Annotated in this window: 21 protein-coding genes; 11 read left to right on the forward strand and 10 right to left on the reverse strand. The window is 64.0% G+C overall.

All coding sequences use genetic code 11. From position 1 onward, the window contains the following. The 3 genes from EBB56_RS12030 to EBB56_RS12040 form a co-directional block, all read right to left on the reverse strand. Positions 1-149 (reverse strand): helix-turn-helix domain-containing protein (locus EBB56_RS12030; protein WP_148091673.1); only part of this gene is annotated, 149 nt, incomplete at its 3' end. Between the two features lie 248 nt (positions 150-397). Then, entirely contained in the window at positions 398-1,903 is a 1,506-nt protein-coding gene (locus EBB56_RS12035; RefSeq protein WP_124804494.1) for a YifB family Mg chelatase-like AAA ATPase, read from the reverse strand. A 119-nt stretch (positions 1,904-2,022) separates the two neighbouring features. Then, a complete protein-coding gene (locus EBB56_RS12040; RefSeq protein ID WP_124804495.1) occupies positions 2,023-2,403 on the reverse strand; it encodes an accessory factor UbiK family protein in 381 nt (126 codons plus the stop codon). 409 nt (positions 2,404-2,812) lie between these two features. Between EBB56_RS12040 and EBB56_RS12045 the strand changes: the two genes are divergently transcribed. The 3 genes from EBB56_RS12045 to glnK all read left to right on the forward strand — a co-directional run bounded on the left by EBB56_RS12045 (position 2,813) and on the right by glnK (position 4,980). Then, on the forward strand, positions 2,813-3,151 hold the full coding sequence (locus tag EBB56_RS12045; protein WP_045993909.1) for a P-II family nitrogen regulator: 339 nt from the start codon (positions 2,813-2,815) through the stop codon (positions 3,149-3,151). Positions 3,152-3,200: 49 nt separating this feature from the next. Then, positions 3,201-4,451, forward strand: a complete 1,251-nt coding sequence (locus EBB56_RS12050; protein WP_124804496.1) for an ammonium transporter — start codon at positions 3,201-3,203, stop codon at positions 4,449-4,451. Between the two features lie 190 nt (positions 4,452-4,641). Beyond that, positions 4,642-4,980 (forward strand): P-II family nitrogen regulator, encoded by a 339-nt coding sequence (gene glnK / locus EBB56_RS12055; protein ID WP_045993907.1) that lies wholly within the window; start codon positions 4,642-4,644, stop codon positions 4,978-4,980. 343 nt (positions 4,981-5,323) lie between these two features. On the opposite strand, the gene EBB56_RS12060 is transcribed toward glnK, so the two are convergent. Beyond that, positions 5,324-5,539, reverse strand: a complete 216-nt coding sequence (locus EBB56_RS12060) for a DUF3820 family protein (protein WP_124804497.1) — start codon at positions 5,537-5,539, stop codon at positions 5,324-5,326. A 156-nt stretch (positions 5,540-5,695) separates the two neighbouring features. On the opposite strand from EBB56_RS12060, the gene EBB56_RS12065 reads away from it, so the two are divergent. Next, a complete protein-coding gene (locus EBB56_RS12065) occupies positions 5,696-6,331 on the forward strand; it encodes an SDR family oxidoreductase (RefSeq protein WP_124804498.1) in 636 nt (211 codons plus the stop codon). A gap of 103 nt (positions 6,332-6,434) precedes the next feature. Here the strand turns inward: EBB56_RS12065 and EBB56_RS12070 are convergent, their stop codons facing one another. After that, on the reverse strand, positions 6,435-7,211 hold the full coding sequence (locus EBB56_RS12070; protein WP_045993904.1) for a ferredoxin--NADP reductase: 777 nt from the start codon (positions 7,209-7,211) through the stop codon (positions 6,435-6,437). Between the two features lie 187 nt (positions 7,212-7,398). On the opposite strand from EBB56_RS12070, the gene EBB56_RS12075 reads away from it, so the two are divergent. Then, entirely contained in the window at positions 7,399-8,325 is a 927-nt protein-coding gene (locus EBB56_RS12075) for a LysR family transcriptional regulator (protein WP_124804499.1), read from the forward strand. Positions 8,326-8,383: 58 nt separating this feature from the next. On the opposite strand, the gene EBB56_RS12080 is transcribed toward EBB56_RS12075, so the two are convergent. Further along, positions 8,384-8,815 carry a host attachment protein gene (locus EBB56_RS12080; RefSeq protein WP_045993902.1) on the reverse strand — a complete coding sequence of 144 codons (432 nt, stop codon included), beginning with the start codon at positions 8,813-8,815 and terminating at the stop codon, positions 8,384-8,386. A 290-nt stretch (positions 8,816-9,105) separates the two neighbouring features. Between EBB56_RS12080 and EBB56_RS12085 the strand changes: the two genes are divergently transcribed. Then, positions 9,106-9,624 carry a hypothetical protein gene (locus EBB56_RS12085; RefSeq protein ID WP_045993901.1) on the forward strand — a complete coding sequence of 173 codons (519 nt, stop codon included), beginning with the start codon at positions 9,106-9,108 and terminating at the stop codon, positions 9,622-9,624. 165 nt (positions 9,625-9,789) lie between these two features. On the opposite strand, the gene EBB56_RS12090 is transcribed toward EBB56_RS12085, so the two are convergent. Then, the gene (locus EBB56_RS12090; protein ID WP_260425352.1) at positions 9,790-10,131 is read right to left on the reverse strand and encodes a VanZ family protein; all 342 of its coding nucleotides are present in this window, start codon (positions 10,129-10,131) and stop codon (positions 9,790-9,792) included. Positions 10,132-10,156: 25 nt separating this feature from the next. Further along, positions 10,157-11,233, reverse strand: coding sequence for a uroporphyrinogen decarboxylase (gene hemE / locus EBB56_RS12095; protein ID WP_108131917.1), 1,077 nt, complete (start codon positions 11,231-11,233; stop codon positions 10,157-10,159). 171 nt (positions 11,234-11,404) lie between these two features. Between hemE and ribA the strand changes: the two genes are divergently transcribed. The 5 genes from ribA to EBB56_RS12120 all read left to right on the forward strand — a co-directional run bounded on the left by ribA (position 11,405) and on the right by EBB56_RS12120 (position 13,981). Further along, on the forward strand, positions 11,405-12,040 hold the full coding sequence (gene ribA, locus EBB56_RS12100) for a GTP cyclohydrolase II (RefSeq protein WP_045993900.1): 636 nt from the start codon (positions 11,405-11,407) through the stop codon (positions 12,038-12,040). A gap of 84 nt (positions 12,041-12,124) precedes the next feature. Next, positions 12,125-12,409 (forward strand): hypothetical protein, encoded by a 285-nt coding sequence (locus tag EBB56_RS12105; RefSeq protein ID WP_045993899.1) that lies wholly within the window; start codon positions 12,125-12,127, stop codon positions 12,407-12,409. Positions 12,410-12,583: 174 nt separating this feature from the next. Further along, positions 12,584-12,901 (forward strand): hypothetical protein, encoded by a 318-nt coding sequence (locus EBB56_RS12110; RefSeq protein ID WP_124804501.1) that lies wholly within the window; start codon positions 12,584-12,586, stop codon positions 12,899-12,901. Positions 12,902-13,183: 282 nt separating this feature from the next. Continuing rightward, a complete protein-coding gene (locus EBB56_RS12115; protein ID WP_124804502.1) occupies positions 13,184-13,480 on the forward strand; it encodes a hypothetical protein in 297 nt (98 codons plus the stop codon). 204 nt (positions 13,481-13,684) lie between these two features. Next, positions 13,685-13,981, forward strand: coding sequence for a hypothetical protein (locus tag EBB56_RS12120; RefSeq protein ID WP_045993896.1), 297 nt, complete (start codon positions 13,685-13,687; stop codon positions 13,979-13,981). A gap of 267 nt (positions 13,982-14,248) precedes the next feature. On the opposite strand, the gene EBB56_RS12125 is transcribed toward EBB56_RS12120, so the two are convergent. Next, entirely contained in the window at positions 14,249-15,799 is a 1,551-nt protein-coding gene (locus EBB56_RS12125) for a Na+/H+ antiporter NhaC family protein (protein ID WP_108131884.1), read from the reverse strand. A gap of 308 nt (positions 15,800-16,107) precedes the next feature. Further along, positions 16,108-17,187: an aldo/keto reductase gene (locus EBB56_RS12130; RefSeq protein ID WP_124804503.1), complete on the reverse strand. Its 1,080-nt coding sequence runs from the start codon at positions 17,185-17,187 to the stop codon at positions 16,108-16,110. Positions 17,188-17,268: the final 81 nt, after the last annotated feature.

Here is a 17,268-nt window from a genome sequence, read left to right on the forward strand (position 1 = left end):
GAAGGTACCGCATGCCGAGCCAGTTCTCGAGAAATCGTGCTGGCAGCTCTCCCAAGGAACTTGGCGATGGAGCGTATCGAGTGACCTTCACGCATCAGCATGATGGTGGCACGTTCTTCAGTAGTAAGGTGGTGGTAGCAATGAGTCATAGCGATAGCGTACCTGATCGATCAGGTGTTGCACTTGCTCATTGAGACCGCCTATCTTCTCAATACTGCGGCCCCAGCCCCATCACTCGGCGTGCTGCACTAACCAGTGCTACGCATTCCACGTGCAAGCCTTGAATTTGTGGGGCTACACCACCGCCCCGAACTCTAGGAGATGCTGTTTCAAGCGCAGCTTGGGGTGGCCAGCAGGCAGGCAGCCACGTCACTGACGCCCCTCCCCTGCCGCGCCATCAGTAGTGCTTCAACAGCCGATCCAGCTGGCGATAGCCGATGGCCTCGATCAGGTCGTCACGGCACGGACGTTCGCGCCCGGCCAGGTCGGCCAGGGTCAGCGCCACCCGCAGCACCCGGTGGTAGGCCCGGGCGGACAGCCGCAGGCGCTCAAGCGACTGCGCCAGCCAGGTGCGCTCGGCCACCTCCAGGGCGCAGGCTCGCTCCAGCGCGGCCCCGGCGAGCTGGGCGTTGAGCACTCCCCTCTGCTGCTGACGCTGACGCGCCGCCATCACGCGTCGGCGCACCATCTCGGTGCTTTCCCCCGGCTGATGCGAAGTCAACTGTTCCACCGGCAGCGCCGGCACCTCCACCTGCAGGTCGATGCGATCGAGCAGGGGGCCGGACAGGCGCGCCTGATAGCGCTGGATCTGGGACGCGGTACATACACAGTCCTGACGCGGATCCCCCAGATGGCCGCAGGGGCAAGGATTCATCGCGGCAACGAGTTGAAAACGAGCAGGAAATCGCCGCTCGTGGCTGGCCCTGGCGATATGGATCTCGCCGCTTTCCAGCGGCTCGCGCAATACCTCCAGCACCTGGCGACTGAACTCCGGCAGCTCGTCGAGAAACAGCACGCCGCGATGGGCCAGCGAGATCTCGCCGGGCCGCGGACGCGAGCCGCCACCGACCAGCGAGACCGCGCTGGCGGTGTGGTGAGGCGAGCGAAACGGACGACGGCCAAAGCCATCGGACAGGGGAAGCGCGCACACCGAGCGAATCGCCGCTACCTCCAGCGCCTCGTCATCGCCAAGCGGCGGCAGAAGCCCGGGCAGTCGGCTGGCCAATAACGTCTTGCCGGTGCCGGGCGGCCCGGCAAACAACAGGTTGTGCCCACCCGCCGCCGCCACTTCCAGCGCTCGCCGGGCCTGATACTGGCCACGCACATCGCACAGATCCAGCGCCGCAGGCCCGTCTTGCGGCGGTGCGGCGGGTGGGTGGGCAACGAGGGGAATGCGCCCGACCAGGTGGGCGACGACGTCGAGCAGGTGCGCCGCCGGCAGCACCTCCAGTCCATTGACCAGGGCCGCCTCATCGGCGTTGGTCTCGGGCAGGATCAGGCGCCGCCCGGCCTGACGGGTGGCCATGGCGAAGGGCAGCATGCCGGCTACCGGCCGCAACCGGCCATCGAGGGCCAGTTCGCCGGCGCACTCGACACCCTCCAGTGCGGCGGCGGGCAACTGGCCGGAAGCCACCAGCAGACCCAGCGCGATGGGCAAATCGAAGCGTCCACCCTCCTTGGGCAGATCGGCGGGAGCAAGATTCAGGGTAATACGGCGTAGCGGGTAGTCGAGGCCGCAGGTGGCGAGGGCGCTGCGCACCCGTTCGCGGCTTTCGCGCACTGCGGTCTCGGGCAGGCCGACCAGGGTCATGCCCGGCAGGCCGTTGGCCAGGTGTACCTCGACCTGCACCTCGGGGGCGTCCAGCCCCAGTCCCGCACGGGTGGCAATGATGGCAAGCGTCATGGGCTCCCTGCCTGACGGAAGGCTCATGACCAGTAGAGCACGCCGACCTCACCGGCGCCGCATGCCGGCCCCCCGCCAGGGCGGGCCGGCATATCTTGTGACGTTCTGCGTCCGAAGCCTCAGGCGGAGGGCTTGTCGGCTGAACCGCTCGATGCCTCGTCCTGCTTGCTCTGTTCACGCACCGTCGGCACCGGTACCTCGGCGGCTTCCTCGGCCACGGCAGGCGCCGCGGCCGTTTCGCCAGCGGGCGCTGCACGTTCCTCGACCAGGCTCTCCAGCGCCGCTACCTGCTTTTCCAGCGCCTCGACCCGGGAGCGGGTGCGCTGCAACACGTCCATGAGGATGTCGAAATCCTCGCGTGACACCAGTTCGAGACGATCGAAGGCGCCACGCACCACCTGCTGGACCCCCTTCTGGATGTCTTCCGGGGCCTGGGAGGCGCCCTGCAAGCGCTCGCCGATCTGCTGTGCCAAACGGCTGATGCGATCCTGACTGACCATGATGGCTCTCCTTGAAACGTCGATGGGAACTCCGTTGCCGACAGGATACGCAAGCCGGGCGCCCAACGCATGCTTCGTGGCCCTTGCCCAGCGACGCCCGGCGCATTGGCGACTCCCTGATACCAACAGGCTAACCGGCACGCGACGCAGCACGCGACCCATTGCTCCACCCAGCACAACATGCTCGCCAATGACGCACCACTAATACGCGCCAGCACCAAAACAGTGCATTAACTTTGATGCAGTGCCGCAAACTCGCGGGTGTTTTTCGTCTCTCGCTTTCAAAAACAACCACAAACCATTGTAAACAAAGATTTTGCTAAATTTATGGCACGTATATCGCTATGCATAGATATCCATGCACCGAGCGGAAACAAGCCGCCACCTTATGCACGTAGGGAGCCATGCCATGAAACTGATCACCGCCATCATCAAGCCCTTCAAGCTGGACGACGTCCGCGAGGCGCTGGCCGACAACGGCGTCCAGGGCATCACAGTGACCGAGGTCAAGGGCTTCGGCCGCCAGAAGGGCCACACCGAGCTATACCGCGGCGCCGAGTATGTCGTCGACTTTCTGCCCAAGGTGAAGGTCGAGGTTGCGATCGACGAGGCCCGACTGGACAGCGTGCTGGAAGCCATCTGCAACGCGGCCAACAGCGGCAAGATCGGTGACGGCAAGGTGTTCGTCACGCCGCTGGAAGACGTCATCCGCATTCGCACCGGCGAGCGCGGCTCCGACGCGGTCTGATCCCCGTCCCCTGACCCGACTTCCGATAAAAATATAGCGAGACACTTCCATGGTCGATATCAGTGAACTCAGCTACGCGCTGGACACCTTCTACTTCCTTATCTGCGGCGCCCTGGTCATGTGGATGGCCGCCGGTTTTGCCATGCTCGAGGCCGGCCTGGTCCGGGCCAAGAACACCGCCGAGATTCTGACCAAGAACATCGTGCTGTTCGCGGTCGCCTGCACCATGTATCTGCTGGTGGGCTACGCCCTGATGTACTCCTCCGACGCCGGCGGCTTCATCCCCAACCTCGGCTTCTTGATCGGCGCCGAAAACAGCGTCGATGCGGTGCTGGCAGGTGGTGAAGACGCGCCCTACTACTCGGCCCGCGCCGACTTCTTCTTCCAGGTCGTGTTCGTGGCCACCGCCATGTCGATCGTCTCCGGCGCTGTCGCCGAGCGCATGAAACTGTGGGCCTTCCTGGCCTTCGCCGTGGTCATGACCGCCGTGATCTATCCGGTCTCCGGCTACTGGACCTGGGGCGGCGGCTGGTTGTCCGAAGCAGGCTTCTCCGACTACGCAGGTTCCGGCATTGTCCACATGGCGGGTGCCGCTGCAGCCCTGGCCGGTGTGCTGGTGCTCGGTCCGCGCAAGGGCAAGTACGGCAAGAACGGCGCCATCTACGCCATCCCCGGTGCCAACATGCCGCTGGCGACCCTGGGTACCTTCGTCCTGTGGCTGGGCTGGTTCGGCTTCAACGGCGGCTCCGAGCTCAAGCTCTCCGACGTGTCTTCCGCCAACAACATGGCCCAGGTGCTGGTGAACACCAACGCTGCCGCCGCCGGGGGTGTCATCGCCGCGCTGATCCTGGCCAAGATCTGGTTCCGCAAGGCTGACCTGACCATGGCCCTGAACGGCGCCATCGCTGGCCTGGTCTCCATCACCGCCGACCCGCTGTCCTCCACGGCCCTCGGCGCCACCCTGATCGGTGCAGTCGGCGGCATCCTGGTGGTGGTCGCCATCGTGGTCCTCGACAAGCTGCGCCTGGACGATCCGGTCGGTGCCATCTCCGCCCACGGTGTGGCCGGTATCTGGGGTGTCCTGGCGGTCCCGCTGAACAACGCCGACGCCACCTTCGGCGCCCAGATGCTCGGCATCATCGGCATCTTCGCCTGGGTCTTCACCGCCAGCCTGGTCGTGTGGCTGATCATCAAGGCAATCATGGGTGTGCGTGTCAGCGAAGAAGAAGAATACGAAGGCGTCGACCTGGCCGAATGCGGTCTCGAAGCCTACCCCGAGTTTAACGTCGCCAAGAAGTAAGCCTGAGCTTACCCGCGACACCAGTGAGCTGGCGTGCTCCTCCTGGCCCCTTCGGGGGCCTTTTTTATTGCTGTTCGCCAGGGGTATGCTTTGTCACACTAGTCAGGACAGGCGCAACGGCGCGCCGCCAACGGGTTGGCGCCAGGCACGACCGACGCCGCCCCCACACGGACAGGATGAGGAACCCGCCATGAAACTGGTGACCGCGATTATCAAGCCATTCAAGCTCGACGACGTCCGCGAGTCGCTCTCCGAGATCGGTGTTCAGGGCATCACCGTCACTGAAGTGAAGGGCTTTGGCCGTCAGAAGGGCCACACCGAGCTGTACCGGGGAGCCGAGTACGTGGTCGACTTTCTGCCCAAGGTGAAGCTTGAGGTGGCGGTCGACGACGGTATGACCGAGCAGGTCATCGAAGCCATCGTCCAGGTCGCCAACACCGGCAAGATCGGTGATGGCAAGATCTTCGTCACTCCCCTTGAACAAGTTATTCGTATCCGTACCGGCGAGACCGACAAGGACGCTGTCTGACCGACGATGGCAGCTGTCTTCAGCCACCCCCCTTGAGCAGGTCATTCGCATCCGTACCGGCGAGACCGACAAGGACGCTGTCTGACCGACGATGGCAGCTGTCTTCAGCCACCCCCCTTGAGCAGGTCATTCGCATCCGTACCGGCGAGACCGACAAGGATGCTGTCTGACCGACGATGGCAGCTGTCTTTAGCCACCCCGCTGGAGCAAGTTATTCGTAGCCGTACCGGCGAGACCGACAAGGATGCTGTCTGACCTCGACCGACAACGACGCTGTCTGAGCTCGACCGACAAGGGCGCGGTCTGACGACGGCGACCGGTTCTCCCCGCCAGGTGGCGCCGCTCAGCCGCGGCGTCGCAACGGCTCCAGCAGGTCGCTCAGGCCGTTGTGGTCGATCTCGTGCATCAGCGCCAGCAGGCGTCCGATCTCTCCGGGGGGAAACCCGACCCGGGCAAACCACGCCAGGTAAGGCCCGGGCAGATCGGCGATCAAGGTGCCTTGATGCTTGCCGAAAGGCATCCGCAAGGTAACCAGGCGTTCCAGGTCCTGAGGATTCATTGCTGCTCCTGAGCGGGTGGGTGAGGGAAAGACGCACAGGGTACTGGCCTGCGGGCGGCGTCGCCATCGATTCGCCTCCCCATTGAAAGTCTCCCCCGTTGAAAGTCTTCCCCATCGACGCCATGGTTATTTCCAGGTATCGACAAGGAGGCCGACATGACCACACTCGTGATAGGTGCCAACGGCCAGATCGGCCGCCAGGTCTGCGCCATCGCCCACCGCCAGGGACATCCGATTCGCGCCATGATCCGTAGCGCCGAGCAACGCGACTGGTTCGAGCAACAAGGTATCGAGACGGTCGTCGCCGACCTGGAGGGCGACTTCGCCTCCGCCTTCGAAGGTTGCGATCAGGTGCTGTTCACCGCCGGCTCCGGCCCGAACACCGGGCCCGACAAGACGCTGTTGATCGACCTCTACGCCGCTACGCGGGTGGCGGACGAGGCCAGCCGCCAGGGGCTGGATCGCATGCTGATGGTCAGCGCCATGCGTGCCGAGCAGCCGCTGCAAGCGCCGGAGAAGCTCAGGCCCTACATGGCCGCCAAGTTCGCTGCCGATGCCTACCTGCGCAGCAGCAAGGTGGACCATGTCATCGTCAAGCCAGGCCGGCTCACCGACGACGACGCCACCGGCCGCGTGGCCACGTCGCTGGACGAGACCGGGGGCAACAACCAGATATCCCGAGCCAACGTGGCCCAGGCCCTGGTCTATCTATTGGGGCAACGAAAGATCCGTAATCACGAGACGGTGCTCCTGGACGGCGAACGCGAGATCGCCGAGGCTCTCGGCGACTGACCACCGCCACCCCGGCCAGGCGATTCAATCCGCCAGCACCAACGACGACGCCGATGGCAAGTGGCCATCGGCGTCGTCGTTTGCGGCGTTCTGTCGTGGGGTCTTACTTCTCCACGAAGGCACGCTCGATGACGTAGTCGCCGGGCTCGCCCATGCGCGGAGAAATATTGAAGCCGAGCTCGTCGAGCAGTGCGCTGGTGTCGTCGAGCATGGCCGGGCTGCCGCAGATCATGGCCCGGTCCTGCTTGGGATCGATGGGCGGCAGGCCCTTGTCGTCGGTCAGCTTGCCGGTGCGGATATGATCGGTCAGGCGGCCCATGGTGTGGAAGTCTTCACGGGTCACGGTGGGGTAGTAGACCAGCTTCTCGCTGATCTCCTCGCCCAGGTACTCGTGCGCCGGCAACTCCTTGGTGATGAAGTCGGCGTAGGCCAGTTCGTTGACGTGGCGCACGCCGTGCACCAGCACTACCTTTTCGAAGCGCTCGTAGACCTCGGGGTCCTGGATCAGGCTGAGGAAGGGCGCCAGACCAGTGCCGGTGGACAGCATGTAGAGATTGCGCCCAGGCAGCAGGTCGTCACATACCAGGGTACCGGTAGGCTTGCGGCTGACCATGATCTGATCGCCTACCTGCAGGTGCTGCAGGCGAGAGGTCAGGGGACCATCGGGTACCTTGATGCTGAAGAACTCGAGGTGGTCCTCGTAGTTGGGACTGGCCACTGAGTAGGCACGCATCAGCGGCTTGCCGTTGACCTCGAGACCGATCATCACGAACTGGCCGTTCTTGAAACGCAGGCTACGCTCACGGGTCGTGCGGAAGGTGAACAGGGAGTCGTTCCAGTGATGAACGCTCAGCACTTCTTCCAGGGCAAACTTGCTCATGCCAACTCCTTAAAATGCGTGGACTTATTCCTGAAGTGAATAAAGCCCGATATCAAGTCTTGCGGATAATTCTAAGACCGGCCATATTATCTGTTAAATGGATTGTATGGATAACGCTTATCCAATTCATTGATATAGATGCCCATCGCCGACGTCTTTACCCCTATCGCGCCGGAGAGCCCGTGCCATGCGCTACACCCTTCGACAGCTGGAAGTCTTTGTTGCGGTCGCCCAGCACGAGAGCGTGTCCAAGGCGGCGCGCGCCCTGGCCCTGTCGCAGTCGGCGGCCAGTACCGCGCTGTCCGAACTCGAGCGCCAATTCGACTGCCAGCTGCTCGATCGCATCGGCAAGCGCCTCAAGCTCAATGCACTGGGCTTCCAGCTGCTGCCCAAGGCGGTCGCCCTGCTCGATCGGGCCGAAGAAGTGGAAGAACTGCTCAGAGGCCAGCAGGGCATCGGCAATCTGGATGTCGGCGCCACCCTGACCATCGGCAACTATCTGGCGACGCTGTTGATCAGCGACTTCATGCAGCGCCACCCCGGCAGCCGGGTAAGGCTGCAGGTCCGCAACACTCGCTCGATCATCGATGCGGTTCGCCATCACCAGCTCGACCTGGGGCTGATCGAGGGGCAGTGCGAGGAGGACGAGGTCATCACCCAGCCCTGGGTCGAAGACGACCTGGTGGTGTTCTGTTCGCCCCGTCATCCGCTGGCCAACCGCGGGCCGGTGGAGCTCGACCGCCTGCTGCGTGAAGACTGGATCATGCGAGAGGAGGGCTCAGGCACGCGCCTGACCCTCGAACAGGCAGCCCGCCATCGACGTGGTCGCTTCAATATCCTGCTCGAACTGGAGCATACCGAGGGCATTAAGCGTGCGGTGGAGTCGGGGCTGGGAATCGGCTGTGTCTCATGCCTGGCGCTGCGCGACGCCTTTCGGCGTGGCAGCCTGACCCCACTGCCCACGCCGGAACTGGACCTGAGTCGGCAGTTCACCTTTATCTGGCACCGGCACAAGTACCTCACCGCAGGCATGCGCGAATTTCTACGCCAGTGCCGGCAGATGACGGAGGGGATCCAGCGCAGCGACGAGATCGATCTGCCGCAGGTGCCCTGAACGGCAACGACTAGCGCTATGCAGGAGAGAGCCCGCCGCGGACGGCGGGCGGCACAGATCAGCGCAGATCGTCGACGGCGTCGGTGATCTTGTCGCAGTCGGCCTTGGTCAGATCCTTGGAGAGGGAGTGGATGACCAGTTTGGCGGTGGGAGCATCGAGCTTGTCGCGCAGGTGGCCAAGAAAGCGCGGCGGCGCCACCATGATCAGCTTTTCCATGCTGTTGTCGACACGGGCACGATACAGTCGATCGGCTACCTCTCGGGCAAAGATGACTTCATGGTGCTGGGTCGCCACCTCCTCGCCGCCAGCCTGACGCGAGGCGGTAGCACTGGATTCATGAACGTCACCGCCCTTGTCGGTCACCAGATCGCCTTCGTGGAGCCGCCCTTCGGCGTGCACCAGGCTCTCGACTTCATTCAGCTTGCGTCCTGTCCGAGTGAAGATTCGCGCACGCGACGCATCGGCTACCACGATATAAGTCGTCGTCATGGTCGGTCCTCGCCTCCCTGTGTTCAGACTTCCCGGCACAATGACCGGTACAAAGTCACCATGGCAACGGACCCCGGCAGCGTCAACTGGTGGTTATTGGCGACACCGGCGTCGCCCTCCACGGACACTGACGAGCCCTGCCACCTTTGGGGTAGCATGCAGGCATCTGTTACACGCCCCGGCGGCCTGCGGCCCTGTCCGGTTATCGCCTTTGCCTGCGCCGCACCGCTGATACTCGCGGGCCGCCCATCCTGGCGCCCTGCGAGTTCCCCTGCTGGAGGACCTCAACCATGCGCCAGTTCTTCTTTCCCCGCGCCCCACTGGCCCGGCGCACCCTGCTGAGCTGTCATTTCATTGCACAGCTCGGCGTTCTCGCCGCCGGTCTGTGGTGGCTGATCCCCCGCACCCCCTGGGTCGCCATGACCACCTGGAGTGAGAGCTGGCCTCCCCTGGCGCTGGGCGCCGGCCTCACCCTGCTGACCATGGTCGCACTACGCCTGCTGGCCGAGCTGTGGTTGCTGCCCCATCACCTGGGCAGTCAACGGCCCGGCTTCGCCCCCGGCGCGGTGGTCACCCGCTCCTACGATCGTCGTCCGGCGGTGCATGATGACGACAAGGCCTGGACCTCCCAGGCCCGGCCGCTGGAGGACGACGACGCGGTGGTCGGCGATGCTCGGGTGACGCGCAAGGCCGAACCGCTGAGCAAACGCGGACATCGCGAGCCCGGCCTCGACCTGAACCGTTCGTCTACCGGCGAGCCCGAATCACAAAGGGTCCAGAAGCCGAGTCGCCAGGAGCCAAGTCTCTGACGCGGTCGACGCCTTGACCGAGATGACGCCGCGGCTCGGTGTCCCTGCATGGCCGACATTGTGCGCCTGGACGCTTTCAGGGCGTTTCCCAGGCGTCATTGAGGCTCAAGGGAGCTAGCCGAAAGTCAGCCGACTTCCAGCACAGAGCTTTTTCAGGACAGAGCTTCAGCGGCGAGCGCGCTGCCGCCCTCGATGCCACAGCCAGACCGCCCCGACACCGAGCCCTGCACCCAGGGTATTGGCGACGATGTCCCAGACATCGCCGCCAAGACGCCCGGGTACCGGGATCTGGGCGAACTCGATGGCGACGCCGTAGGTCACCGCCAGTCCCATGGACAGCCCGCTGCGCCCGCTCGCCAACGCCAGCAGTGTTGCCAGGCCGGCGTAGGCGATCAGATGGTTGGCCTTGTCCCAGGGCAGGTCTTCCGGCAATTCGCTGGCAGGCATCAGACTGCCCCAGGCGATGACCAGGGCGGCGGCGGCGGCCAGCCCCCACCACCACCGCACGAATGCAGACCGCCTGCCCGAGACTTCAGCCTGAGGCGATCTGGGCATGATAGGCCGGGCTCAACTCGTGCAGCGCCTCCATGAAGGCGGTGACGTTGTCGGGGTCGGTGAACTGGCTGATGCCGTGGCCGAGATTGAAGATGTGGCCCGGGCCGTGACCGTAGCTGTCGAGGATACGGCCGACCTCGGCACGAATCGCCGAAGGGTTGGCGAACAGCACATTGGGGTCCATGTTGCCCTGCAGTGCCACCTTGCGGCCCACCCGGCTGCGCGCGCTGGACAGTTCAGTGGTCCAGTCCAGCCCCAGGGCGTCGGCGCCGGTGTCGGCCAGATCCTCGAGCCACTGGCCGCCGTTCTTGGTGAACAGGATCACCGGTACCCGGCGCCCATCCTGTTCGCGAATCAGCCCCGCCACGATCTGTTCCATGTAGCGCAGCGAGAACTCGCGATAGGCCGGCGTGGACAGCGTCCCTCCCCAGGTATCGAAGATCTGTACCGCCTGTGCGCCAGCTCGGATCTGCGCATTGAGGTAGTCGGTCACCGCGGTGGCCAGGGTATCGAGCAGCTGATGCATCACGTCGGGGCTTGAGTAGAGCATGCCCTTGACGTGGCGAAAGTCCTTGCTGGAGGCGCCTTCGACCATATAGGTCGCCAGGGTCCAGGGACTGCCGGAGAAACCGATCAGCGGCACCCGACCGTTGAGCTCGCGACGGATGGTCGAGACCGCGCGCATCACGTAGTCGAGGTCGCGTTCGGCGTCGGGCGCCGTCAGCGCGGCCACGTCTTCTGCGCTGCGCACTGGCTTGCGGAACTTGGGACCCTCGCCGGTCTCGAAGTACAAGCCCAGCCCCATGGCATCGGGGATGGTCAGAATATCGGAGAACAGGATGGCGGCGTCCAGCGGATAGCGTTCCAGCGGCTGCAGGGTGACCTCACAGGCGCGGGCGGTATCACGACACAGGTCCATGAAGCTTCCCGCCTGGGCGCGCACTTCCTTGTACTCCGGCAGGTAGCGACCGGCCTGGCGCATCATCCAGACCGGAGTGCGATCCACCGGTTGACGCGCGAGAGCGCGCAGAAATCGATCGTTCTTCAGTTCCATGCAGGCGTCATCCAAGGAAAATGTGCGACTCATTGTACCGCAATGACTCCCGAACGCGTGGCCTCCTGCGACCCTGTGTCGTCGGCAAGGTGTCGTGAGCCTTGCACGACTTCCTGATAAACTGGGCGCCCCCTTGACGGCGCTGCCGTTGTTTCGACTCCGAGGTACCCCGTGACGATTCGCTTTATCGCCGCCTCTCGCCTGCCCACCCCCTGGGCGACCTTCACCATGCACGGCTTCGAAGACGAGGCCACGGGCAAGGATCATATCGCCCTGACCCTGGGGGAGATCGACGATGGCGCTCCTGTGCTGGGACGGGTGCACTCTGAATGCCTGACTGGCGACGCCCTGTTCTCGATGCGCTGCGACTGCGGCTATCAGCTTCAGGAAGCGCTCAAGCGTATCGCCAGCGAAGGCCGCGGTGTCATCCTCTACCTGCGTCAGGAAGGCCGCGGCATCGGCCTGCTCAACAAGATTCGCGCCTACCACCTGCAGGACCAGGGGGCCGACACCGTCGAGGCCAACGAACGCCTGGGCTTCGCCGCCGACCTGCGCCGCTATGACCTGTGCGTGCCGATGCTCGAACACCTGGGTGTCGAGGGGCTCAAGCTGATGACCAACAACCCGCGCAAGGTCGACGCCCTGACCCAGGCCGGCGTTCAGGTGGTGGAACGCGTCGCCCTGACCACCGGGCTCAATCCCCACAACGAGCACTACCTGTCCACCAAGGCAGGCAAGCTCGGTCACATGATGGCGCTGGGTGACTTTACCCAGGCTGACGACGTGGATATCGAAAAAAAGTCATAGGCCGCGTAAGGAATCCGGCCCACCCCCGACTCAAGATCAAACGCAACATTACGCTCCATTGATCTTGACCTTCGAGGTGCCGACATGAAACTCAAGCTACTTTCGATTGCCGCCATTGCCGCCGTGACCACACTTCCGCTGACGGCCCAGGCCGACGCCCGTGCCACCGACCTGGCCCGCGCGCTGAACAGCCAACCCCTGTCCATGCGCGACGCCATGCCCCAGCAGGGCCATGAAGTGATCAATGCCCACATCGCCAGCGACAGCACCGAAGCCCTGCGCAAGGCTCGCCTGCGGCTGCAGTCTCGCCATGTGGAAATGACCGACTTCATGCTCAATCTCGACCTCGGTCGCGCCGCCACCAAGTAACAGCAAGAAAAAAATGCCTTTGTTTTTGCACCGCTACAGGCATACGACCGTTTTAATAGAGCCGCATTATCGAAGCCATAAAAGCGATTGCCTGGCGCTTTCGATAGAACGCTAACAAAATACACACATCGACAGCGGGTGACGCCACCCGCTGATACCGGAAGGAGCTTCGACATGAAACCCACCTTGATCCTCGCTGCCCTGATCGTCGCCTCTCTGCCCGCTCTGGCCCAGGCTGCACCACCCAAGTACGCCCTGGCCCTGAACGAATCGCCCTTGACCGACCAGGCCCCGTTGGTCGATGACGTGCTGGGGCAGCAAGTTGCCGATGTCGAGCCTCTGGCTATCGGTGGTCAGCGTATCGGCAACACCGCCGCCTCGACCCATGATGGCAAGACGCTGGCAAACGCCAGGCTGCAACTGCATCGCGACCAGGCCCAGGCCACTCGCTTTCTGCAGCAGGACGGACGACGTGTCGCGGTGACCATCTAGGCTGCGCTGTGTAAAGGCGACTTAGGCCAAGGTCAAATCGGCATTTGACAATCCGTTAGCCTGTTAATATTATTGCCACAAGTTTTCATGCAGTACCCGTTGGATACATCCTTCGAACGCAGGACAGAGTCAGCAAGGTCCAGGCAGACAAGGATGACAAGCTGCAGAAAAGGCAGGCCCTGAGGGGCCAAAAAATGCCACCAAAATTAAAACGACCGTTTTATTTTGAATCGGTCGAATTCAAGAGAGACAAGGGCCACGAGGCCCAATAGGAGAGACACCATGAAAGCCACTACCAAGATCGCCGCTACTGCCCTGCTCGCCGCTGCCCTGCCGCTGACCGCCCAGGCCGACCGCGCCAGTGACCGTGCCCAGGCGCTCAACGCCGAGCCGCTGTCCAGCCTCAGCGTCGCCGCCCTCGACGCCGCCCATCAGGTCGGCAACGCCCATATCGCCGACAACGGCAGCAATGCGATGGCCAACGCTCGCCTGGAGCTGCTGCGCGAACAGGCCAAGCTTACCGACTTCGCCATGAGCGAGCATGACCTGGACCTGGCCCGTCAGGCCACCACCGGCTAATTTTTGCCGACCAGATTAAAACGACCGTTTGACTTGGTGATGACCGGCAACGTCCAAATGACGCCCGGCGTCATCTCCAACAGACGATCGCGAAGGCCAGCAACAAAGGCCCTTCGACAAAGACTGCAAGACGACCGCTGAAACCGACATACGCGATGGCCAAGGGCTCACCCAGAAGCCCATCAGGCCTACAGGAGAGACACCATGAAAGCCACTACCAAGATCGCCGCTACTGCCCTGCTCGCCGCTGCCCTGCCGCTGACCGCCCAGGCCGACCGTGCCACTGACCGCGCCCAAGCGCTCAACGCCGAGCCGTTGGCTCAGGTCAGCGCCAGCGCGCTGGAGGCCGCCCATCAGGTCGGCAACGCCCATATCGCCGACAACGGCAGCAACGCCATGGCCAATGCCCGGCTGGAGCTGCTGCGGGTTCAGGCCAAGCGCACCGACTTCGCCATGAGCGAGCACGACCTGGACCTGGCCCGTCAGGCCACCACCGGCTAAGCGCACCGATCCGATGGGTGCCCGCGGGTAAAGACCCCGGGTACCAACGCAGAGGCCCCGCCGACGTGATGTCGGCGGGGCCTTTTTGTGCCGGGTCTTTTTGTGCTCGGCCTCTTTGTGCCGGGTCTTTTTGTGCTCGGCCTCTTTGTGCCGGGTCTTTTTATGCTCGGCCTTTTTGTGCTGGGCCTGGGGGAGGGGCTACCGGACACGGGGCCAGGTGCGGGACCAGGCACTCGGCGACCCGGCGACCCGGCCGTCGAGCCTGCGTCAGCGTGTCTGAGGCGCGGAATCGACCTGCCGTGGCTGCCACAGCGCCTTCATCACCAGCGCGATGGTCAACATCACTGCGACACCGCTGATCGCTCCGATCCAGGTGGTACCGGTGACGCCGGCCACGAAGAAGGCCACCAGTCCTGCGACACCGGCTGTCACCGCGTAGGGCAGCTGGGTGCGCACATGGTCGATGTGGTCACAGCTCGACCCCGCCGACGACAGAATGGTGGTATCGGAAATCGGCGAGCAATGATCGCCGAAGATGCCGCCGCTCAGCACCGAGGCGATGGCCAGCGCCATGGGCAGGTCCATGGCCGCCGCCACCGGCATGGCGATCGGAATCATGATGGCGAAGGTGCCGTAGGAGGTGCCGGTGGTGAAGGCCACCACGGCGCCGATCAGGAACAGCAGCACCGGTACCAGGCTGGGCGGAATGCTGGCCTCGGTCAGGCTGACCAGGTAGTCGGCGGTGCCAAGCTCGGAGGTAACGCTGCCGATGGACCAGGCCAGCGCCAGGATGATGTAGACCAGGGTCATGCTCTTGATGCCCTCGACCACGATATCCATGGCCTCGCGGAAGTCGAACAGCCGCTGACTCATGCCCATGGCCAGCCCCGTCATCACCGCCACCAGGGTGGCGATCAGGATCGACTGACCGCCGTCGGCGTTGCCCACTGCAGTCACCAGGTCATTTTCCGGGAAGTTGCCGGTCCACAGAAACAGCGGCGGAATCATCGCCAGCAACACCCCGATCGGCACCAGCATGTTGCGCTTGCGAGCGGTGTCTTCCGGCGCCTTGAGCTCCATGGCGTCGGTCTCGGAAGGCGGCTTGGCGGTGTCTTCCATCAGCTTGCCGGTCTCCCGGGCGCGACGTTCTGCCCGCGCCATGGGACCGAAGTCCCACTGGGTGACGACGATATAGAAGATCATCCCCAGCGCCAGCCAGGCGTAGAAGTTCAGCGGAATCGAGGACAGGTAGATCAGGTACTCCGAGCCGCTCACCTCCATCTCGCCCAGCTGAGTGCCGATCAGCCCCATGACGAAGACCACCCAGGTGGACACCGGGCCCAGCAGGCACATGGGGGCCGAGGTGGAATCGACGATGTAGGCGAGCTTCTCGCGGGAGACCTTCATGCGATCGGTGATCGGACGCATCACGCTGCCCACGGTGAGGGCGTTGAAATAGTCCTCGAAGAAGATCAGCATGCCAAGGCCAAGCGTGCTGCCCTGGGCGCCACGGGCGCTGGCGACCTTGCGCGAGATGGCGCGGGCGATGGCGTGGGCGCCACCGGTACGCTGCAGCACGCTGATCAAGACCCCGAACAGGCCACAGTAGATCAGCACGGTGGCGTTCCACTCGTCGCCGATGCTCGGCACGATAAAGTCAGAAAAACTGTTGTAGAGGCCGGCGGCAGGATTGTAGCCGGCGAGCATGGTCGCCCCGAGCCAGACGCCGCAGAACAGCGCGGGAATGACGTTGCGCGTCGCCAATGCCAGCAGGATGGCCAGCAGCGGCGGCAACAGGGATAAGAGTCCGAAGGACATCGGGAGTCTCCTGGGTTCTTGTCGGTCTTGGCCCGAGGGGATGACGCCGGACGGCGTCGTGCGGGCAGCGGGGCATCCTAGGCGCTTGCGGCACAAACGGCAACCGCGCTGTCACATCCCCGCAACCGCCGTTCCAGAAGTACAAGCCAGTGCCGGCCTGCAGCTAGCTGACCACCCTGAAAATTCCCCTCGGACATCGGGTGACGGCGCCGACAGATACCTCCATCACCCCGCGCCCCGCCTCCCCAACACCGACAGCCGATACCCTCTCTGGAGATGCACCAGGCAACGTCCCGACGGCCCTCGCCTCAGTCAGGACGCCGGGTCTCCACCTCCACCCCCTTCATGCCCTGTGCCGTGTAGCGCTCGCCGGCAACGACGTCAGGCGCAAACCAGTTCTCGAGACGCTGCCTCTCCGTCGGGCTCAACGACAGCGCCAGTGCGCCAAGATTTCCCTCCAGTCGCGCCAGGCGACGGGTACCCGGTATCGGCACGATGTCGTCGCCCTGGGCCAGCAGCCAGGCCAGCGCGACCTGAGCCGTCGTGACCTGGCGTCCCTGGGCGAAGGCCTCGAGCTTTTCCAGCAAGTGTCGGTTGAGCGCCAGGTTATGCTCCGTGAAGCGCGGAGCCTGACGACGAAAGTCGTCCTCACTCATGGCGTCGGTGGTACGGATCTGTCCGCTTAAAAAGCCACGCCCCAGTGGCGAATAAGGCACCAGCGACACCCCCAGGCGACGACAGGCTGGCAGTACCTCGGTCTCGACACCTCGGCTCCACAACGAGTATTCGCTCTGCACCGCCGCGATGGCATGAACGGCGCAGGCGCGCTCCAGGGTCGACGCCGACACCTCGCACAGACCCAGCGCCCGCACCTTGCCTTCCGCCACCAGTTCGGCCATGGCACCCACGGTGTCCTCGATGGGCACCTGGGGGTCGAGACGATGGGCGTAGTAAAGATCGATGGTCTCGACGCCAAGTCGCTTCAGCGAGGCCTCGCAGGCCAGCTTCACGTAGTCCGGGCGGGTGTTGATGGTCCTGGCGTAGGCACCTGGCTCGCGCACGATTCCGAACTTGGTGGCGATGACGGCGTTCTCGCGACGCCCCAGCAACGCTCTGCCCAGCAAGCTCTCGTTATGGCCCTGGCCATAGGTGTCGGCGCTGTCGAACAGGCTGATCCCGCGCTCCAGCGCCTCATGGATAAGCCGCTGCGAGGCCTTGTCATCGCTCTGCCCGTAGAACTCGGACATGCCCATGCAGCCAAGCCCGAGCGGGAAGACGCGCAGTCCGCTGCCAAGCCGTCGCAAACTGGTCACGGCGGATGTGGAAACGGGGACGGACGCCGTATCGGTGGCGGTTGCGGGGGTCTGGCAAGTGTCATTCGAGGACATGTGAAGCTCCTGATCGCGGATGGCGGATACAGCACCACCATCTTCATCTCGGGTGCCGATCAGGAGAATTGCCGATATTTT

It is taken from the genome of Halomonas sp. YLB-10, from assembly GCF_003856855.1.
Lineage (GTDB): Bacteria > Pseudomonadota > Gammaproteobacteria > Pseudomonadales > Halomonadaceae > Halomonas > Halomonas litopenaei.